This is a genomic window from Natronoarchaeum rubrum (genome assembly GCF_024494695.1).
Map to the genome: position 1 here is coordinate 565,890 of NZ_JANHDP010000001.1, position 17,594 is coordinate 583,483.

Here is a 17,594-nt window from a genome sequence, read left to right on the forward strand (position 1 = left end):
CGTCGCCTTACAAGTTACCGAATAGGTTGTGTGACAAAGTAGCACGTATCAGTCGGCGTCGATCCGGCGTCGTTCGGGACAGTTACGCGCTGGCTTCCGGGCCCGGGGGTGCGCGAACCACCTCGTAGTCGTCGTTCGCGACGGAGATGATCGCCCAGTCGTAGTCCGGATCCGTGCGCACCAGCCGACGCCTGATCTCGCGGGCTTCGGATCGGCGAGTCACGAAGCATCGAAGACAGCCCGACTCGGGCGGGTCGTCGGGTTCGGCCATCGTCGTCACCCGCACCGCCTTCCAGCCGCGTTCGGCGGTGAACTCGGCGCCGTCTCCCGAGACGGTGTACCCCAGACGGGTGAAAATCGATCGGGCTTCGTCGTCCAGTTGGGTGTTAACAGTACCCATTCGATTCTCCCTATGCCAGCCGCCCTAATAAAGCTACGCACCGGCGGAAAAAACTGCTAGCGGGCGCCACCCTCACTCGTGGGCGGCGTCCCACTCGGTCGGCTTCCGCAGGTTGTCACAGCGATTGCACTGGATCCGACCCATCGCGTCCATCGCGTTGTCGACCGTCTCGCACTCGCCGCAGAACCAGCCGTAGCGGCGCTCGCGGTCGGGCGTCACGTAGGCGACGTAGAATGGCGCCTTCGAGCCGCGGTCGCCCTCGTCGGTCGCCACGTAGACGGTCTCTCCGTCGGGCGTCGTGTGCGTCTCCATGCGGAGCCGTAACGACCCCGGGAGGATAGGTGATTCGACAGCGGCCCGACGCCGCGGCCGTGCGATGCCGTCGAGGCGTTCGTGGACGCGGTCCCGGTCGAAGCCGGTTAGGTCTAGGATATATTACCCCCGCTGTTCTCACTAGCGGTGTATGGCCCTCCGGATCCTCCACTACTCCGACGTCGAGAACGCCTACGACGCGCCCGAGCGGATCGGGCGCCTCGCGGGCGTGATCGACGAGCGCCGCGACGCGGAGACGCTGCTGGCCGGCGCCGGCGACAACACCGCCCCGGGCGTGCTGTCGCTCGTGAGCGACGGTCGTCAGGCGCTGGACTTCTTCGACGCGGTCGATCCCGACGTCGACACGTTCGGGAACCACGACTTCGACCACGGCTACGACGCGCTGCGATCGGTCGTCGACGACTCGCCCCAGACGTGGGTCGCGGCGAACGTCGAACTCGACGGGCGGCGATTCGCCGCCGACGCGGGCGCCGAGCCGTGGACGATCGTCGAGCGCGGCTCCCACGATATCGGCGTCGTCGGCGTCACGACGCCGACCACACCCTCGATCACGCCGACGGCGTCGGACCTCACCGTGACGGATCCGGTCCCCGCCGTCGCGGACGCCGCCGCCGCCCTGCGCGACCGGGCCGTCGACTACGTCGTCGCACTCGCGCACATGGCCGACGACGAGCGGATCGCCGCCGAGTGCGATGTCGACGCTGTGCTGGGCGGGCACACTCACACCGAGCGCACCGCCAGAGTGGGCGGCGCCGTCCTGACGCGCCCGGCCGCGAACGGCGAGTCGCTCTACGAGATCGAGTTCGGCGGCGGCGAGCCGACGGTAACCCGCCACGCCGTCGCCGAGGCGCCGATCGACGACGAGGTCGCCGCGGCGCTGCGCGAGCGAAAGGTCGCCGCGGACTTAGAGACCACCGTCGACGCGGTCGAGCGGCCGGTCGAGCGCACCCACGAGACGGCGTTCCGCGGGGAGAGCCGGATCGGCAACTTCGTCGCCGACGCCTACCGATGGGCCAGCGCCGCCGACGTCGGGCTCCAGAACAGCGGCGGCATCCGAGCGGGCGAGCCCCTCGAAGGTGACGTGACCGTGGCGGACCTGATCAGCGTCGTGCCCTTCGAGGAGCCGATCGTCGTCGCGGAGGTGACGGGCGCGGAGCTGCGGTCGATCTGCCGGCAGGCCAGCGGGTCGACGGTCGAACTGGGCGAGCCCGAGTGGTGGCACGCCCACGTCAGCGGCGCCGAGATCGTCTGGGACGGCGCCGACGCCGCGCTGGAGGGGGTTCGCGTGGACGGCGAGTCCGTCGATCCCGACGCGACCTACACGGTCGCGACCTCCGAGTACCTGCTCGGGACCGACCACGAGTTCCCCGCGCTGGAACCGCACCACCGCGTCGACACGCTGGACATCCAGTACGACGTGCTCGTCGAGTACGCCCGCGAGCGCGGCGTCGACCCGGAGATCGAGGGACGAATCCGCCGGCTCGGCCTCGATTCGGGTCCGCGGGAGGCGTCGATCGACGCCGACGCTGCACCGGCTTCGGACGGCGGTGCGGCGGAGACGCCGGGGTCGGGAACGCCCAGCCTGGCCGACGACGAGTGACCGCGAGAGCGAACACTTACGCCCGGCCCGCCGCTCGATCCCAACAATGAGTCACGTCGTCGTCCCGGTTCGGTATCCGCTGACGACCCACTCGAAGAACACGCTAGCGAAGGCGATCGAGATCGCCCGCGAGCGGGACGCCCAGCTCACCGTCCTCCACGTCGACCTGTACCACGACAGCAACCACGTCACGCGCTCGGAGCTCAAGCGATCGGTCGAATCGGCGTTCGACGTGCCACGGAAGACGCGCTACGCGGTCAGAAAGGCGTTTCTCGTCGAGGAGACGATCCTGGAGGAGGTCGCCTCCGAGGACGCCGACGTCGTCGTCATCGGCCACAAGCAGGCCGGTCGCTGGCGCCGGATGATCCGCAAGCTCGTCGACGATCCGGACGTGGAGAGCTATCTACGCGAGCGTGTCGACTGCGAACTAGTCACGGTCAGCGCGAACTGAGCGCGACCGTGCGGGCGAGTTTCCCGAAAATCGTCTGTGGTTACTCGGTGTCGGCGTCGTCGGGTTGGGGTTCGGTGTCGGCGTCGTCGGGGCGGGGTTCGGGGTCGGCGTCGACCTGCGCGGCGGCGTCTTCGGCATCACCGTGCGCGGCCGCGTGCCCACCGCGATCGGCCGCCCGGTGCTGTTCCGGCGGCGCTTCCGGCTGTGCCGAACGCCTGTGCGTTACCGCCACGTCAGCCTGCCCGCTCGTGTCGTCGAACATCAGGTGAGTGTGGGGGTAAGCGATCTCGACGTCGGCGTCCTCCAGTTGCCCCCAGAGGTGCTCCTGGATGCGCGAACGCGCGACCAGCAGCTTGTACGGTTCCTGCAGCCAGTAGCGTAACGTCAGCAACACGCCGTGGTCGGCGTACTCGTCGATGTAGCAGGTCGGCGCGGCGTCGTAGCGCGCGCTGCCGACCCGGATTCCCGGTCCCCCAGTAATGACGTTGTCGACCTGTCGCGCCGACCGTTCGATGAGCTTCCGGGCTTCCGCGAGGTCGCTCTCGTAGGTCACGAGGATCGACAGCGACTGGCGGGTTCGCTCGTCCTCGGCGGAGTAGTTCACCACGTCGCGCTCGCGGATCGTCGAGTTCGGGACGACGATGAACGTGTTGTCCAGCGTGAACATCTTGGTGTACCGCAGCGTGATGTCCTCGACGAACCCTTTCTGGCCACCGTTGTTGTCGGTGAGTTCGATCATGTCGCCGATCTCGAACGGCTGGTCGGCGAGCACGAACAGACCGCTGATCACCGACGCCACGATCGGCGCGAGGATGACGGCCACGACCGCCGAGAACACCGTCACCGACAGCAGGATGTTGCCCGGCTGGAAGCCCATTATCTGGACGGCGATCGCGAGCGACAGCAGCAGGACGCTCGCGCGGATCCCCCGCAGCACCGTCTGGGTGATGCTGGGGCGCGCGAACTGTCGGGCGATCATCCGCCCGGCCGACCGGACGACCAGCTTCGAGACGTACCAGCCGACGATCAACACCAGGATCGCCTCGACGTACTGCCAGACGACGCTCGGGACCGGCCGAGCGACGGCGTCGACCACAGGCGCGACCCGCGGGGGCAGTTGCACTGGACCGATCGTCCCGGGGCCAATAGTCATACCACGTTCATCTCGCCCGGTTCCGAATAAGGGTTGTGACCGGACGACGGCGTCGGACGCGGCCGACCGCGACGTGCCCTCGCGTCGGTGGAGTTACACGGCTCGCCGCCCTGTACGACCGTATGGACGAGCACACCCGCGACCCGACCGTCGAACCGCCGGCGGGAAACCCGACCGGGTGGCGACCCGAGGGCGCGGGCGACGGCGTCGACGCGATCGGGGGATCGGGCGCGTGGGAGCACGCCACGCTGCGGCGCGCCGTGGTCCACGGCGTCCGCCTCTACAACGCCGGCGAGTTCCACGAATCCCACGACTGCTTCGAGGACGAGTGGTACAACTACGGGAGCGGCACCACGGAAAGCGCGTTCGCCCACGGGATGGTTCAGGTCGCCGCGGGCGCGTACAAGCACTTCGACTTCGAGAACGACGACGGGATGCGCTCGCTGTTTCGGACCGCGCTCCAGTACCTGCAGGGCGTCCCGAACGACTACTACGGCGTCGATCTGTTGGACGTCCGGACGACGCTGACGAACGCGCTGAACGATCCCACAGTGCTGGACGGCTGGAAGATTCGGATGGACGGCGCGACGCCGACGGCCGACCGCACCGATTTCGAGTACGCGGAACGGCTTTGAAACGTCCGGGCAGAGACGCACGTGCCGCGTCGTCCCGCCCGACGCCGAGACGTTCCCCCGACGCCGAGACGTTCCCCCGACGCCGACCGCATCGTTGGCACGACGGGGTCGTCGTTTCGAGGGGCGAGCAACCCCCGAGCAACTTGGGGCAGAGACTATCCGTCGCTCTCTGGTCATCGAGCGTTTGACTCGAAGGGACTATCATTCACGATGACGAACAGGTTCGACGATGCAGTCCGCCCTCTTCAACTGGAACCTCGAGCGACTAACGAGAATCGGTGGTAGCGCCGTCGCCGTTTTTCTGGCACTTCGTCTCACCGATGGTTTTGGGATGGGGGTCGCGGTCGCGGTCGTACTGGCGATGGTCCTTGATATTCCATGGTGGCTGTACAGACGCTCTGCCGAACGAGGCGAATGATACGCATCGGTGAGTATCAAAGCGTTCGATGCGGGTTCGGGGAGCCACCCGGATAAAGAAGCGTACAACCGGCTACCTGTCAGGGTTCGACGCCGCCTTCCAGCATCGCGTCGTAGAGCTTCGACTGAGCGGCCGCGAGGTGTTCCGTGAACGTTGAGCGCGCGATACCCAGGTCCTCGGCGACCTCGCTGGCGTTGGCTCCTTTGGGGTACTCGAAGTACCCGAGTTCGTGAGCGCGTTTGAGCACTCGCCGCTGTCGGTCGGTCAGCGCAGAGCGGTCCACGACGACCGCGTCGGTCTCGTCTCCGCCGTCGTCGCCGCGCGACAGCGTCCGGAGGTGGACGCCGTCGAACGCGTCGTCGAGTGCGGCGACGACGGCCCGGACCTCCGCGACGTCCGCGGCGCGGAATGAGATTTTCAGCCCGCCGTCCGCGGCGCTGATGTCGGCCAGCGGCGGCCCGGTATGCTCGACGAGATCGCAGGCACAGAGCTCGTCGCGCTCGCGCTCGAAGCGGTACACCGTCCGGTCGCCCTCGCTCGCGACCGGCGTCGCGTCGACCGACAGTTCGGCGTCGCCGTCGACGGCGAACTCCTCGGCGACGACGCCGTCGCGGCCTCCGGTCGCGCGGTCGATGCGGTCGATCCGAGCGTCGGCGTCGACCGATGCGGTGGCGACCGGGCAGTCGCCGGGCGATTCGATCTCGATCCGTGCGCGCACACCGCCGTTCATGCTCTACCCTGCGTTCTGGGGGCGTAAAAACCGGACAGCGAATTTTCACGCGACGGGAATCGTCGGCCCCTCGCGGTAGCGAACATGTTCGGCGGGCGTCCTACCGACGGCAGGCCCGTAGCCGGCGACATGGTCTTCGAACCAGTCGTCGCGTCGGACTCTCGCCGGGCCGTCCGCGGCGACCGACGCCGTCGCCGCCGCGTCGCAACAACAGACCATTTATATGGCCCAACCGACCATGGACGATAGGATGGTACGGGATCCGTTTTCCGACGAGGACGTCCCCGATGCAGACGAGCTCCTCGGGGCGCTGGAAGATCCCGACTGCCGGACGATCATCCGGCAACTTGAGGAACCCATGACCGCGAGCGAACTGTCCGACGAATGTGAGATTCCGCTGTCGACCATCTACCGGAAGCTCGACACCATGTCGGACGCGACGCTGCTCGACGAGCTGACGGAGGTGCGCGGCGACGGGCACCACACGACGCGCTACGAGATCGCGTTCGACGAGGTGCGACTCGTCCTCGAAGACGATCGCAGCCTCGAAGTCGACGTCAGCCGCCCGGCGCGCACGGCCGACGAGCGGCTCGCGGACATGTGGTCGGAGGTGAGCAAAGAACTATGACACACGGCACTGCGGGACCGGCGGTAACGACGGCGATGGCGGTCGTCAAGACACTGATACTGATCACTGGCGGGGTCATTACGTACTTCGCGTTCAGGGCGTACCGTCGCACCGACAGCAGATCGCTCGGAGCGCTGGCGCTTGGCTTCGGCCTGATAACCATGGGAACGTTCCTCGCCGGCGTGGTCGCCGACGTGATCGGGATGTCGCTCGCTGTGGGCGTCCTCACCGAGAGCGTGCTCGTACTGGCCGGCTTTCTCGTGATCGCGTACTCGCTGTACACGCGGTAAACGCCGGCGCGCATCGCGTCCGACCCCGGCGATTCTACTTAAGCGGGCCAGCCGTATCGGCCGGTTCGTCCGTCCGTGTAGCCGTTACCCTTCACATTGCAGTCGTTTAAGTGCGAACTGCGAGCCGATTCCTACGACGTGAGAATTGGCTTTCCCCGTTAACAGTGTCCGGCGGCTACGCTCAGATGGAGACAATGACAGATCGAACGGACGGGGTTTCCCGACGGCGGTTCGTCAGTATCGCAGCGGCGTCGGCCGCGGTGCCCGCGCTGGCAGGCTGTACGAGCAGCGGCGACGATGCCGAGCCCGCCGATGGAAATAACGACGACGGCGGGAACAACAACGGTAGCAGCGACAGCAGCGACGGTAGCGGTGACGGCGGAGGCGGTGGCTCCACCGTCATCGTCGGCCCGGGCGGCGACTTCACGTTCGATCCCGAGGAGCTGACGGTTTCGACGGGAACCACCGTCACGTTCGAGTGGGACTCGAACTTCCACAACGTCGTCCCGACGTCCCAGCCGAGCGACGCGGACTGGTCCGGCGAGACCGATACCTTCGATTCGGGCCACACCTACGAGTACACCTTCGAGGTCGCGGGCACCTACGAGTACGTCTGCGAGCCCCACGAGGGCTCGGGGATGACCGGCACGATCATCGTCGAATAGGATCCGACGCCGCCGGACTTTCGTGCGGTTCTTTCTCCGAACTATTACTTTGCGGGCGGCGTAGCCTATGCCATGACCGACATCGATACGCTCGAAGACCTCTTCGAGCACGAACTCGCCGCGCTGTACTACGTCGAGACCGAGCTGATCGACGTGCTCGACGAACTGGCCCTGGAGTCGCGGAACGATGAGATCAAGGAGGCGTTCGCCGACCACCGCGAGGAGACCCGCGAGCACGCCACCCGGCTCGAAGACGCGTTCCGCGCGATCGGCGCGTCCAGCCACAGCGAGCGCAGCGCGACGCTGGACGGCCTCGCCGCGGACCGCCAGCGGGTCGTCGAGGCGACCGACGACCCCGACCTGGTCGACTCCCACTCGGTCGCGATCGGCCGCCGGATAGAGGCCGTCGAGATCGAACAGTACGAGTCGCTGCTCCGGATGGCCGACGAACTCGACTACGACGAGGACGTCACCGAACCGCTCGAAGAGACGCTGGACGAGGAGGAGGACGCCAAACAAAAACTGAGCGCGATCGGCGAGGAATCGCGATTCGGCAAGCTGCTGGCGAAGCTTCGCTGAGTCGTCGACCCGACCGACCTCGCGCAGGGTCGCGCGTCCCGAAGCTGTTTTCGTCGCCGAGCGAGAGCGTCCGGACGTGCACGTCGTCGTCAACGCAGCGACCAGCGTCGACGGAAAGCTCTCGTCGCGACGCCGCAAGCAGATCGCGATCAGCGGGCCCGAGGACTTCGACCGAGTCGACCGGCTGCGGGCCGACAGCGACGCGGTGATGGTCGGCGTCGGGACGGTGCTGGCCGACGATCCGAGCCTGACGCTCGACGAGTCGGAGCGACGCGAGCGCCGGGTCGATCAGGGGGAACCGGCGAACCCGGCCCGCGTCGTCGCCGACTCCCGCGCGCGGACGCCGACCGACGCCCGGATCCTCGACGACGCGGCGACGACGTACGTCCTCGTGGCCGACGCCGCGCCCGACGAGCGCGTCGACGCGCTTCGCGCGAGCGGCGCCGAGATCGTTCGCGCCGGCGCGGACCGCGTCGCGCTCCCGGCGGCGTTCGAGAAACTGGAATCCGCCGGAGTCGAGCGGCTGATGGTCGAGGGCGGCGGCGAACTCATCTTCTCGCTGTTCGATGCCGGGCTCGTCGACGAGCTGTCGGCGTTCGTCGGTCCGACGCTCATCGGCGGTCGCGACGCGCCGACGCTGGCCGACGGTGAGGGGTTCGTCGACGAGTTTCCGGAGCTGACGCTGGAGGGCGTCGAACGGCTCGACGACGGCGTCGTGCTCACCTGGAGCGCGTGACCGTCGTCGGAAGAATCGGCTTCGGATCGGCGGCGATCAGTGGTCGTGGCCGGTCATCTCGCCGAACGTCTGGCCGAACCGCTCCTCGAAGCGGTCCAGCGTCTCCTCCTCGATCTCCTTGATCTCGGGACCGGCCTCGCCCTGCCCGTGGTGGACGGCGCCGTGGATGCGCTGAGCGCAGCTGATCAGCGCGAGGTCGCCGACGATCTGAGCTGGCGACTCGCCGTCCTCCTCGGCCAGCAGCTCCAGCATGTCGGTCGGGATGGACAGCTCGTCGCTCGATCCGTCGTCGGCCTCGATCGTGAACGTCGTTTCGTCGGATGCCATACCGACGCTTCGGCGTCGCGGCGTAAAAGAGGGGTGTTCTTCTGCCGCGGCGTCCTCGCCGATCAGTCGTCGGACTCGGCCAGCGCGGCGTCCTCGGTCGACGCCTCGGCGTCGCCGGCTTCGGTTCGCTCTTCGAGGTACTCGTCGGCGTCGATCGCGGCCTTGCAACCCATGCCAGCCGCGGTGACCGCCTGCTGGTAGTGGTAGTCGACGACGTCGCCCGCGCCGAAGATGCCGGGCACGTCGGTGGCGGTCTGGCCGCCGCCGAAGCCGCCCTTGGTCTTCAGGTAGCCGTCCTCGTCCATCTCCACGCCGGTCCCTTCGAGGTAGCCGGTGTTGGGCGTGTGGCCGATGGCGTAGAACACGGCGCCGACGTCCATCTCGAACTCGTCGACCTCCTCGGCGTACTCGGGATCGTCGAGCTTGTCGGTCGGGTGGCCCTCGGGGTGTTCGACCAGCGATACCTCCTCGACGCCGGCTTCCTCGCTGCCGTGGAGCTCGGTGACCTCGGTGTTGCGCAGGATCTCGATGTCGTCGTCTTCGACCTGCTCTTGCACGCGGTCGACCCAGTAGTCCTCGGCGCGGAACTCCTCGCGGCGGTGGACCAGATAGACCGTGTCGGCGAACTTCGTCAGGAAGCTCGCTTCCTCCATCGCGGCGTCGCCGCCACCGACGACGATCATGTCCTCGTCGCGGAAGAAGGCGCCGTCGCAGGTCGCACACGTCGAGAGGCCGTAGCCCATCAGCTCGTCCTCGCCGGGGACGCCGAGCGTCCGGGCGCTCGCGCCGCTGGCGGCGATCACGGCGTCGGCCGTGTACACGTCACCGTTTTTCAGCTCGACGCGGAACGGCCGCGAGGAGTCGTCGACCGACTCGATGACGCCGTTTTTCAGGTCGGCGCCGAACTTCCGAGCCTGCTCTTTCATGTTGTTGACCAGCTCGGGGCCGCTGATCCCCTCGGGGAAGCCGGGGTAGTTCGCCACGTCGGTCGTCAGGGTGAGCTGGCCGCCGGGCTCGTCGCCCTCGATGACCAGCGGGTCGTTGTTCGACCGGCCGGCGTAGATCGCGGCAGTGAGCCCGGAGATCCCGGTTCCGGCGACGACGAGCGTGCGGTGCTCGACGATTTCGTCGTTATCATCCTCGGTAAGTCCGAGTTTCTCGTCGAGCTCGCCGGTCTCGTCGAGCGCGCTCGTGTCGTCCCAGCCGCCGATCAGCTCGTCGTCGACGAACACCTCGGGTGCGGTCTTGCGGCCGTCGGCTCGCTCGACCATCTCCTCGAACAGCTCGTCGTCGCCCGTCACGTTGTACTCCTCGTAGTCGACGCCCTTGGCGTCGAACAGGTCCTTGGCCTTCTCGCAGTACGAGCAGTTTTCCTTCGTATAGATCTCCACCCGTGGCTCGTCGCTCATGCCAGGACGTTGCTACGCTGGGGGTATTTAGCTTGCGTTGTTGTGCGATCGGACCGCATTTTGGGTACTGACTCGTACGTGCCAGAACCTACGGTAACGGTGCCCAGGGGACGAAACAGTGCTCGACGAAACAGCGCAAACAGCGGCGGCGCTCTGGCGCCCGGCGACCCGACAGCCGAAGCGCTTTCCCCGGCGACCGCCCACCACACTCGCATGGCAGCCGACATCGACGAGAAGACCGACCGCTACGAGGGCCTGCTCGCCGAGGCGCTCGACGCCGCCGAGATCGCACCGGCCGAGGGGACGCCGCTGCACGACGCCGCTTTGGAGTGTCGCGAGATGGCGGCGTCGTACCTCGAAGACGGCCGACATTTCCGCGAGAACGACGATCTCGTGAACGCGCTGGCGTCGTTTTCCTACGGCCACGCGTGGCTCGACGCCGGCGCCCGGATCGGTCTGTTCGACGTGCCGACCGAGGGTCACCTGTTCACCGTTTGAAACTGCTGTCGGCGGGCGCTCACTTCTTCGGGATTGTTAAGTAGTGGCCCCCGCAAGGTGTCGGTCACATGAGTGCAGGGGTCACGATCTCCTCGACGTCGGACTACGCCATCTTGGGTTGCGGCAGCGTCGGCCACGTCGTCGCCGAGGAGTTGGTCGAGCAGGGTAAGGACGTGCTCATCATCGACCGCGACGAGGGGCGCGTCGAGGCGCTGCGCGACCAGGACCTGAACGCCCGGACCGCCGACATCCGCGACGAGTCGATCGTCGACGAGATCGCCGACCGGGAGGTCGTGTTGATCATGTCCTCGGACGTCGAGGCGAACAAGGCGGCGGTCGAGCAGATCCGCGAGGACGGCGACGATCAGTTCATCGTCGTCCGCGCGAGCGACCCCGTCTCGGGCGACGAACTCAGCGAACTCGGCGCCGACGTCGTGATCAACCCCTCGTCGGTGATCGCCGACTTCGCGCTGCGATCGCTGGAGTCGGGCGAACTCGAACACAAGGCCCGCCAGCTCTCCGACGTGATCGAGGAGACGCGCGACCGGATGGCGATCCTCACCCACGACAACCCCGACCCCGACTCGATCGCGAGCGCGACCGCCCTGCAAGCTGTCGCCGCCCACCTCGATATCGAGGCCGACATCTTCTACATGGGCGACATCGGCCACCAGGAGAACCGCGCGTTCGCGAACCTGCTGGGGATCGAACTCAACGACTGGGACGAGGTCGAAGAGGTCGACCAGTACGACACGATCGCGCTGGTCGACCACGCCAAGTCCGCGGAGTTCCAGGTCGATCTGGACATCGACGTGCTGATCGACCACTACGAGCCCGACGTCGACTACGACGCCGCGTTCGTCGACGTGCGCCCGAACATGTCCTCGACGTCGACGATCATGACGAAGTACATTCAGGAGTTCGACATGAACGTCGGCGAGGAGGTCGCCACCGCCCTCCTGTACGGGATCCGGGCCGAGACGCTCGATTTCAAGCGCGACACCAATCCGGCGGATCTGACCGCCGCGGCGTACCTCTACCCGTTCGCAAACCACGACACCCTCGAACAGGTCGAGTCGCCGTCGATGTCGCCCGAGACGCTGGACGTGCTCGCCGAGGCGATCACGAGCCGCGAAGTTCAGGGAAGCCACCTCGTCTCGAACGCCGGGTTCATCCGCGACCGGGATGCGCTGACCCAGGCCGCACAGCACCTCCTGAACCTGGTGGGGATCACCACGACGGGCGTGTTCGGCATCGCCGACGACACGATCTACCTCGCAGCGCGCTCGAAGGACATCCGGATGAACATCGGCAAGGTGCTACAGGACGCCTACGGCGAGATCGGCGAAGCCGCGGGCCACTCGACGCAGGCCAGCGCGGAGATTCCGCTGGGCATCTTCACCGGCATCGAGACCAACGAGGAGAACCGCGACACTCTCCTTGCGCTGACCGAGGAAGCTGTCAAGAGCAAACTGTTCGACGCGATGGGTGTCGAGAGCGGCGACGGCTCGAACGGCGGATAACGCTCTTTTCTGGACATCGGCCCGGCCGTCGATCGGACCGGGGCCGTCCGACTGCTCGCCCTCGCAGGGGATCGCGACGCTCCGTAGCGGCATCGATCCGGCGATTTCCCCAGAAACGTTATATGACTCATCGATAGAAAGCTACGAACGGTCGATCGATCGCCGCCGGAGAGCGCCCCATGACACTCACGAACATCTACACGCTGACGCTGCTCCCCGTCGCCGGGGTCTGTCTGCTCGTCGCGGGCTACGCCTGGCGGAGCCGTCCGAACCCCGGAGCGATCCCGTTCGGCGTCTTCAACCTCGGTGCCGCGGTGTGGGCGCTGGCCACGGCGTTCGCCGCCGCGAGCGAGAGCGCGACGTGGTCGTACGCCTGGGTGTACGCCCAGTACTTCGGCATCGTCCTCGTGCCGACCGGGTGGTTCGCGTTCGCGCTCGACTACACGGGGCGGGACCGGTGGCTCACCCGGCGGTCGGTCGCGGCGCTGTCGATCGAACCGCTCGCGGCGCTGGCGCTCGTCTGGACGACCCACCGCAACGGACTGTTCTACGCGGACCACGAGCTGGTCACGGTCGGCGAGGTCACGACGGTGTTTCTGACGCCGGGGGTCGGCTTCTGGCTCCACGTCGCGTACTCCTACGCGCTGGTGGTCCTCGGAACGGCGATACTGGTCCACCTGATGCTGACGGTGCCCGAGCGCTACCGCCCGCGGACCGTCGCCGTGTTGGCCTCTATCGCAGCGCCGGTCGTCGTGAATCTCGCGTTTCTCGGCGGGTCGCTCCCGATCCCCGTCGATCCGACGCCGTACGCCTACGCCTTTTCGGGCGCGGTCGGCGTGTGGGCGCTCTTCGAGAAGGACCTGTTCGAGGTGCCCCCGGTCGCGCCGACGGTCGCCCACGGCGTCGCGTTCGAGCAGGTCTCAGACGGCGTGGTGATCATCGACGCCGGCGGTCGCGTCGTCGACTACAACGAGGCCGCCGGATCGCTGCTGGACGACGGCGTCGACCCACGGGGCGACCCGTTCGCCCAGTTGTTTCCCGCGCTGGCGGGCGATCTCGAACCGCTCGACGGCCCGCCCGAGACCATCGACGAAGTCGTGTTTCGGGTCGGCGGTCACGAGCGATACTTCGAGATCACGTCCCGGCCGATCGAGCGCGGCCGTCGCCACCAGCTGGGCCGGCTGATCACGTTCCACGACGTCACCGACCGGCTGCTCCGGGAGCAGCGCCTCGACGTGCTCCACCGCGTGCTGCGCCACAACGTCCGCCAGGAGACCAACAAAATCCTCGGCCACGCCGACTTCCTCGAAGATACCGTCGAGGACGACGACTCGCTCGATCACGCCGACGCTATCGAGTCGGCCGCCCGCGATCTGGTCGACTGGAGCAACCAGGCTCGATCGATCGAGCGGACGCTGGCGCCGGCCGACAGCAGCGACGCGCCCGTCGACGTCGTCCGGGCGCTCGACGCGGTGCTCGACGACCTGCGCGACACCTACCCCGAGGCCGAGATCGACGCCGACCTGCCCGAGCGCGCGGTGGTCAGCGCCCACGTCTCGCTGGAGGAAGCGCTGTTCGAGGTCGTCGAGAACGCGCTGGAACACAACGACGCGGCGACGCCGCGCGTCGAGATCACCCTCGAACGCGACGGCGAGTGGATCGAGCTGGCGGTCGTCGACAACGGCCCCGGACTCCCGGACCCCGAGCGAGTCGTCCTCGAACGCGGCCGCGAGACGGCGCTGGAACACGGCAGCGGGCTCGGCCTCTGGCTGGTCAGCTGGACCGTTCGGGCCTCGCGGGGCTCGCTCGACATCGGCGTCGACGACGGGACGACGATCACGATCCGGCTCCCGCGGGCGATCGACGCGGACGACGCGGCGTCCGACGGAATCGACGACGCGGAGCCGATAGAGAATCCCGAGCCGGACGCCGACGTGATCGGCGACGTGGACGATCCGTTCGCCGACGGATCGAGTCCGAGCTAGCGCCGGCGCACGGCGACACAGAAAGCACTTGTAGTACTCCGGAAGTCGTTTGGCAGCGACCGCACAGTGCCCCGCTCACGCAGACACACGTTAACTGCCCTCGGCGGCGTGCTCGCTGGTGGCTCCGTACTCGGCCGCGCACTCGACGCCGCTCCGGCGACTAGCAACTCCTCCGCACCGATCGCCAGTCGACTCGATTCGTACGCCGTCGAGGTCTCGATCTTCACCGTCGACCGCCTGTGGCGCGCGCCGCCCGGTCGCGACGCCGGGCCGCGCTATCGCGCGCGACTCGCGAACGCCGCGCTGGGCGAATAGACCGAGGGCAGCCGACACGAATTTATTTCGGCCCACAAACCACAATCGCAACACAGAGCGTCCGCTATGTCGTTCCCGACTATCGAAGCCGACGACGCGTTCCCCGACTGCGACGTTAGCACGTCCGCGTCCGTCGCGTCGCAGATGTCGCCCGAGTCTCCCGCGGTGGTCGAACTGTGCGTCCGAAACGAGGCGTCCTCGTCGCGACGGTTTACATTCGGCACGCCGCCGCCGTTCCACGGCATGAAAAACGAATCCGGACCGGCAGAGCTGTTCATTATCCCGCCCGAGTACGAGGAAAACCACGCGCCGAAAGAGCACTTGCTGATCCCCGACTCGCCCGAAGCGGACGGGTGCTGGCGGGCCCACACGCGATTTGTCGGCTACGACACGACGCGCGGCGTGACGATCGACCCCGGCGAAGCGTTTTGCACCGAGTACGTCCCGCTGATGCAACCGCGCGAGCAACGGTGCTTCCCAGCGGGAACTTACGGGTTCGAATCGCGCGTTCGCTGGAGAGAAGACGGCGAGTGGTTCGGCCCCTACGACTGGGAACTCGAACTGACCGTCGAGGAATCTTGAGTTGGGCCTCGACCTACGTTTCGCGGGCTGTGGGACCGCGCGTCAGTCGTCGGCGCTAATCAGCGCCGAGATCGCGGCTTCGCGATGAGACGCTCAGCCGGTTCGCTCGCGGGTCGTTCCTCCCCGCTCGCGTTTTCGCGGTTCTCGCTCGTTTGCACTCGCTCCGAACCGCGCGTCAGTCGTCCGCGCTGGCCGGCGCCGCCTCGACGTCGATCTCGCCGGCGTCGAGTTCGGCCTCGACCTCGCGTGCGGCCTTGACCATGTTCTCCATCTTGCCGTAGGCGACGTCGCGGGGCAGCAGCTTGACGCCGCAGTCGGGCGAGACGACGAGTTGCTCCGGCGGCACGACTTCCAGACCCTTCTTGATGTTCTCCTTGATCTGCTCGACGGACTCGGCCTCGGCGACGTGGACGTCGGTGACGCCCAGCGCGAGGTCGGCCGTGAACTCGGGGTCCTTGAACACGTCGAGCTGCTCGTAGTCGCCGTTGGCGAGTTCGAGGTCGAACTCGTCGACGGGGAACTCCAGAATCTCGGGGTAGATCCGGAAGTAGTCGCCGTAGCAAACGTGCAGGCCGATCCGGACCTCCTCAGGGATGTCGTCGACGATGCGTTCGAGGGCGTCGCCGACGATCTGGTGGTCGTCGGGCGTCGTCGCGAGCGCGGGCTCGTCGATCTGGATGTAGCGACAGCCGGCGTCGACGAGCTTCTCGATCTCCTCGTTGACGAGGTCGGCCAGATCGTTCGCGAGCGGGGCGTCGTCCTCGTAGGCCTCGTTGAAACACCACGACGCGAGCGTGTAGGGGCCGGTGATCGGCACCTTCACGGGCTTGTCGGCCACGTCGGCGGTGAACTCGTACTCGTCGACCAGCCAGGACTCGTCGTACTCGACGTCGGTGACGACGCTGGGCTTGTCGAACGTGTTGTGACCCCAGACCTTGACGGGGCCGTTGAACTCGTAGCCCTCGATCCGGTCGGCGAAGAACTCGACCATCTCGTTGCGGCGCATCTCGCCGTCGACGATCACGTCCAGTCCGGAGCGCTCGTGCTCCTCGGTGATCAGGCGGGCGGCGTCGTCCTGCGCCTCCTGCCAGTCGTCTTCGTCGACGGGACCGTCGTCCTGTTCGTACAGGTCCTGCATCCGGTTGAGCCACTTCGGCTTCGGGTAGGAGCCGACGACGGTCGTCATGATGAAGTGGTCGTTCGGGTGATCGGCGGGCTTGAACTGGTCCTTGTTCTCGTTAGTCATGCTTTCACCTCCGCGATGTCGGCCGCTTCGCCGAGCGCCTCGAGCTTGGCCTCGGACTTGTTGACCGGCAGGTAGAACAGCTCGGTGTTCGAGGTCAGGTAGGCGCGCTCGAAGTCGGCGCCGGGCGTCTGGTCGTCGATCCACTCCACGCGTTCGCGGATCGTCTCGGGCGTCTCGACGAGCGTGTTCTGCCCGTCGACCAGCCCGAGCGCGACGTCGTCGGTCGCGCCGTACTCGTTGATGTTGTAGATGTTCTGCTCCTTGTTGGCGACGAAGTCGAAACCGACGGCGTCGATGTCGGCGTCGAGCAGGTGGGCGTACACCTTCTCCTCCAGGGCGCCCCAGTACGGCTGGACGACGACGTCGGCGTCGATCGCGGACGCCACGGCGTCGATGGCTTCCGACGCTCGCTCGTCCTCGCCGTCCTCCGGCGCGTTCTCGACGAGCGAGGGTTCGAGCAGCGTGAGCGTCTCGACGTCAGGGAAGGCGTCGACCTCGCCCGCCAGAAAGTCGCCGATCGCCGCGAGGAACTCGGCGTCGTCGCCGTAGTGCTCGTCGGTCGCGAGGTCGGCCAGCGAGTACGGGCCGGGCAGGACGGCCTGGAGCGACTCGTCGGTCAGCTCGGCGGTCGCCTCAAGTTCGGCGGCGACGTCGCCGTCGAAGTCGAGCTCGCCTTGCACCGCGGGGTCGCGGTAGAAGTTGTTGTTGTCGTAGTAGCGGACGATCCCGCGCGTCTCGACGCTGTCGTGGACCGCAAGCGGGTGAGCCAGCATGTCGTCCCAGCGCAGCTGCCCCTCGACGATCCGGTCGAGGCCGGCCGACTCCTGGACGCCGACGACCTCCTCTCGGGCGCGCTCGTACGCGTCGACGATCTCCTCGCCCTCGTCGCCGCTGATCAGGTCGTGCTTCTGCCGACCCTTGAGGTCGGCGAGTTCCTCCTTCGCCCAGTCCGGCAACGGATAGAGGCCGGGGGACGTCGCTACGAGTTCTGTCATCACCACTGGCTACGAAATGACGGGCTTTAATATTTCCTATTCGGATTAATGCTCTGTAGTAATCTCGCGGCATCGACCGTCCCCGAATCGGCCCGG

The 17,594-nt window shown here is 67.1% G+C and carries 21 protein-coding genes; 13 read left to right on the forward strand and 8 right to left on the reverse strand.

The features are described from left to right. Nucleotides 1-82: 82 nt before the first annotated feature. Together NO931_RS02940 and NO931_RS02945 are read right to left on the reverse strand one after the other, a co-directional pair. Nucleotides 83-400, reverse strand: a complete 318-nt coding sequence (locus tag NO931_RS02940) for a DUF7116 family protein (RefSeq protein WP_256391128.1) — start codon at nucleotides 398-400, stop codon at nucleotides 83-85. Nucleotides 401-472: 72 nt separating this feature from the next. Then, entirely contained in the window at nucleotides 473-712 is a 240-nt protein-coding gene (locus tag NO931_RS02945) for a DUF5816 domain-containing protein (protein WP_256391129.1), read from the reverse strand. A 151-nt stretch (nucleotides 713-863) separates the two neighbouring features. Here NO931_RS02945 and NO931_RS02950 point away from each other — a divergent pair, with 151 nt between their 5' ends. Together NO931_RS02950 and NO931_RS02955 are read left to right on the forward strand one after the other, a co-directional pair. Continuing rightward, nucleotides 864-2,333 (forward strand): bifunctional metallophosphatase/5'-nucleotidase, encoded by a 1,470-nt coding sequence (locus NO931_RS02950; RefSeq protein WP_256391130.1) that lies wholly within the window; start codon nucleotides 864-866, stop codon nucleotides 2,331-2,333. 46 nt (nucleotides 2,334-2,379) lie between these two features. Continuing rightward, a complete protein-coding gene (locus NO931_RS02955; RefSeq protein ID WP_256391131.1) occupies nucleotides 2,380-2,784 on the forward strand; it encodes a universal stress protein in 405 nt (134 codons plus the stop codon). A gap of 40 nt (nucleotides 2,785-2,824) precedes the next feature. Here NO931_RS02955 and NO931_RS02960 read toward each other — a convergent pair whose 3' ends face one another. Then, entirely contained in the window at nucleotides 2,825-3,937 is a 1,113-nt protein-coding gene (locus NO931_RS02960) for a mechanosensitive ion channel family protein (protein ID WP_256391132.1), read from the reverse strand. A 122-nt stretch (nucleotides 3,938-4,059) separates the two neighbouring features. Between NO931_RS02960 and NO931_RS02965 the strand changes: the two genes are divergently transcribed. Then, nucleotides 4,060-4,572, forward strand: a complete 513-nt coding sequence (locus tag NO931_RS02965) for a DUF309 domain-containing protein (protein WP_256391133.1) — start codon at nucleotides 4,060-4,062, stop codon at nucleotides 4,570-4,572. A gap of 497 nt (nucleotides 4,573-5,069) precedes the next feature. Here the strand turns inward: NO931_RS02965 and NO931_RS02970 are convergent, their stop codons facing one another. Then, nucleotides 5,070-5,720: a helix-turn-helix domain-containing protein gene (locus NO931_RS02970; RefSeq protein ID WP_256391134.1), complete on the reverse strand. Its 651-nt coding sequence runs from the start codon at nucleotides 5,718-5,720 to the stop codon at nucleotides 5,070-5,072. Between the two features lie 250 nt (nucleotides 5,721-5,970). Here NO931_RS02970 and NO931_RS02975 point away from each other — a divergent pair, with 250 nt between their 5' ends. The 5 genes from NO931_RS02975 (at nucleotide 5,971) to NO931_RS02995 (ending at nucleotide 8,618) form a co-directional block, all read left to right on the forward strand. Beyond that, complete coding sequence (locus NO931_RS02975; protein WP_256391135.1) at nucleotides 5,971-6,348, forward strand: ArsR/SmtB family transcription factor; 378 nt, start codon at nucleotides 5,971-5,973, stop codon at nucleotides 6,346-6,348. Then, nucleotides 6,345-6,638, forward strand: a complete 294-nt coding sequence (locus tag NO931_RS02980; protein ID WP_256391136.1) for a DUF7521 family protein — start codon at nucleotides 6,345-6,347, stop codon at nucleotides 6,636-6,638. Before NO931_RS02975 ends, NO931_RS02980 begins: the two co-directional genes overlap by 4 nt. Before the next feature lie 194 nt (nucleotides 6,639-6,832). Next, nucleotides 6,833-7,303 (forward strand): plastocyanin/azurin family copper-binding protein, encoded by a 471-nt coding sequence (locus NO931_RS02985; protein ID WP_256391137.1) that lies wholly within the window; start codon nucleotides 6,833-6,835, stop codon nucleotides 7,301-7,303. Nucleotides 7,304-7,375: 72 nt separating this feature from the next. Next, nucleotides 7,376-7,882, forward strand: a complete 507-nt coding sequence (locus tag NO931_RS02990; RefSeq protein WP_256391138.1) for a YciE/YciF ferroxidase family protein — start codon at nucleotides 7,376-7,378, stop codon at nucleotides 7,880-7,882. A 76-nt stretch (nucleotides 7,883-7,958) separates the two neighbouring features. Further along, complete coding sequence (locus NO931_RS02995; protein WP_256391139.1) at nucleotides 7,959-8,618, forward strand: 2,5-diamino-6-(ribosylamino)-4(3H)-pyrimidinone 5'-phosphate reductase; 660 nt, start codon at nucleotides 7,959-7,961, stop codon at nucleotides 8,616-8,618. A 36-nt stretch (nucleotides 8,619-8,654) separates the two neighbouring features. Here the strand turns inward: NO931_RS02995 and NO931_RS03000 are convergent, their stop codons facing one another. Together NO931_RS03000 and NO931_RS03005 are read right to left on the reverse strand one after the other, a co-directional pair. After that, entirely contained in the window at nucleotides 8,655-8,945 is a 291-nt protein-coding gene (locus NO931_RS03000; protein WP_256391140.1) for a DUF7545 family protein, read from the reverse strand. Nucleotides 8,946-9,007: 62 nt separating this feature from the next. Further along, nucleotides 9,008-10,354: an FAD-dependent oxidoreductase gene (locus tag NO931_RS03005; RefSeq protein ID WP_256391141.1), complete on the reverse strand. Its 1,347-nt coding sequence runs from the start codon at nucleotides 10,352-10,354 to the stop codon at nucleotides 9,008-9,010. A 213-nt stretch (nucleotides 10,355-10,567) separates the two neighbouring features. Between NO931_RS03005 and NO931_RS03010 the strand changes: the two genes are divergently transcribed. The 5 genes from NO931_RS03010 (at nucleotide 10,568) to NO931_RS03030 (ending at nucleotide 15,257) form a co-directional block, all read left to right on the forward strand. Further along, nucleotides 10,568-10,852 carry a DUF357 domain-containing protein gene (locus NO931_RS03010; RefSeq protein WP_256391142.1) on the forward strand — a complete coding sequence of 95 codons (285 nt, stop codon included), beginning with the start codon at nucleotides 10,568-10,570 and terminating at the stop codon, nucleotides 10,850-10,852. Between the two features lie 68 nt (nucleotides 10,853-10,920). After that, nucleotides 10,921-12,375 carry a DHH family phosphoesterase gene (locus NO931_RS03015; protein ID WP_256391143.1) on the forward strand — a complete coding sequence of 485 codons (1,455 nt, stop codon included), beginning with the start codon at nucleotides 10,921-10,923 and terminating at the stop codon, nucleotides 12,373-12,375. A gap of 179 nt (nucleotides 12,376-12,554) precedes the next feature. Further along, complete coding sequence (locus NO931_RS03020; RefSeq protein ID WP_256391144.1) at nucleotides 12,555-14,360, forward strand: sensor histidine kinase; 1,806 nt, start codon at nucleotides 12,555-12,557, stop codon at nucleotides 14,358-14,360. 66 nt (nucleotides 14,361-14,426) lie between these two features. Further along, nucleotides 14,427-14,675 (forward strand): hypothetical protein, encoded by a 249-nt coding sequence (locus NO931_RS03025; protein WP_256391145.1) that lies wholly within the window; start codon nucleotides 14,427-14,429, stop codon nucleotides 14,673-14,675. Between the two features lie 66 nt (nucleotides 14,676-14,741). Beyond that, entirely contained in the window at nucleotides 14,742-15,257 is a 516-nt protein-coding gene (locus NO931_RS03030; RefSeq protein ID WP_256391146.1) for a hypothetical protein, read from the forward strand. 175 nt (nucleotides 15,258-15,432) lie between these two features. Here NO931_RS03030 and NO931_RS03035 read toward each other — a convergent pair whose 3' ends face one another. Together NO931_RS03035 and NO931_RS03040 are read right to left on the reverse strand one after the other, a co-directional pair. Next, on the reverse strand, nucleotides 15,433-16,503 hold the full coding sequence (locus tag NO931_RS03035) for a methionine synthase (protein ID WP_256391147.1): 1,071 nt from the start codon (nucleotides 16,501-16,503) through the stop codon (nucleotides 15,433-15,435). Next, nucleotides 16,500-17,498, reverse strand: a complete 999-nt coding sequence (locus NO931_RS03040; RefSeq protein WP_256391148.1) for a 5-methyltetrahydropteroyltriglutamate--homocysteine methyltransferase — start codon at nucleotides 17,496-17,498, stop codon at nucleotides 16,500-16,502. The genes NO931_RS03035 and NO931_RS03040 overlap by 4 nt, the downstream gene beginning before the upstream one ends. Nucleotides 17,499-17,594: the final 96 nt, after the last annotated feature.

Excerpts from the sequence above, each read along its gene's own strand:
- NO931_RS02940 (WP_256391128.1), bottom strand. The coding sequence starts at position 400 with ATGGGTACTGTTAACACCCAACTGGACGACGAAGCCCGATCGATTTTC.
- NO931_RS02945 (WP_256391129.1), bottom strand. The coding sequence starts at position 712 with ATGGAGACGCACACGACGCCCGACGGAGAGACCGTCTACGTGGCGACC.
- NO931_RS02950 (WP_256391130.1), top strand. The coding sequence starts at position 864 with ATGGCCCTCCGGATCCTCCACTACTCCGACGTCGAGAACGCCTACGAC.
- NO931_RS02955 (WP_256391131.1), top strand. The coding sequence starts at position 2,380 with ATGAGTCACGTCGTCGTCCCGGTTCGGTATCCGCTGACGACCCACTCG.
- NO931_RS02960 (WP_256391132.1), bottom strand. The coding sequence starts at position 3,937 with ATGACTATTGGCCCCGGGACGATCGGTCCAGTGCAACTGCCCCCGCGG.
- NO931_RS02965 (WP_256391133.1), top strand. The coding sequence starts at position 4,060 with ATGGACGAGCACACCCGCGACCCGACCGTCGAACCGCCGGCGGGAAAC.
- NO931_RS02970 (WP_256391134.1), bottom strand. The coding sequence starts at position 5,720 with ATGAACGGCGGTGTGCGCGCACGGATCGAGATCGAATCGCCCGGCGAC.
- NO931_RS02975 (WP_256391135.1), top strand. The coding sequence starts at position 5,971 with ATGGTACGGGATCCGTTTTCCGACGAGGACGTCCCCGATGCAGACGAG.
- NO931_RS02980 (WP_256391136.1), top strand. The coding sequence starts at position 6,345 with ATGACACACGGCACTGCGGGACCGGCGGTAACGACGGCGATGGCGGTC.
- NO931_RS02985 (WP_256391137.1), top strand. The coding sequence starts at position 6,833 with ATGACAGATCGAACGGACGGGGTTTCCCGACGGCGGTTCGTCAGTATC.
- NO931_RS02990 (WP_256391138.1), top strand. The coding sequence starts at position 7,376 with ATGACCGACATCGATACGCTCGAAGACCTCTTCGAGCACGAACTCGCC.
- NO931_RS03000 (WP_256391140.1), bottom strand. The coding sequence starts at position 8,945 with ATGGCATCCGACGAAACGACGTTCACGATCGAGGCCGACGACGGATCG.
- NO931_RS03005 (WP_256391141.1), bottom strand. The coding sequence starts at position 10,354 with ATGAGCGACGAGCCACGGGTGGAGATCTATACGAAGGAAAACTGCTCG.
- NO931_RS03010 (WP_256391142.1), top strand. The coding sequence starts at position 10,568 with ATGGCAGCCGACATCGACGAGAAGACCGACCGCTACGAGGGCCTGCTC.
- NO931_RS03015 (WP_256391143.1), top strand. The coding sequence starts at position 10,921 with ATGAGTGCAGGGGTCACGATCTCCTCGACGTCGGACTACGCCATCTTG.
- NO931_RS03020 (WP_256391144.1), top strand. The coding sequence starts at position 12,555 with ATGACACTCACGAACATCTACACGCTGACGCTGCTCCCCGTCGCCGGG.
- NO931_RS03030 (WP_256391146.1), top strand. The coding sequence starts at position 14,742 with ATGTCGTTCCCGACTATCGAAGCCGACGACGCGTTCCCCGACTGCGAC.
- NO931_RS03035 (WP_256391147.1), bottom strand. The coding sequence starts at position 16,503 with ATGACTAACGAGAACAAGGACCAGTTCAAGCCCGCCGATCACCCGAAC.
- NO931_RS03040 (WP_256391148.1), bottom strand. The coding sequence starts at position 17,498 with ATGACAGAACTCGTAGCGACGTCCCCCGGCCTCTATCCGTTGCCGGAC.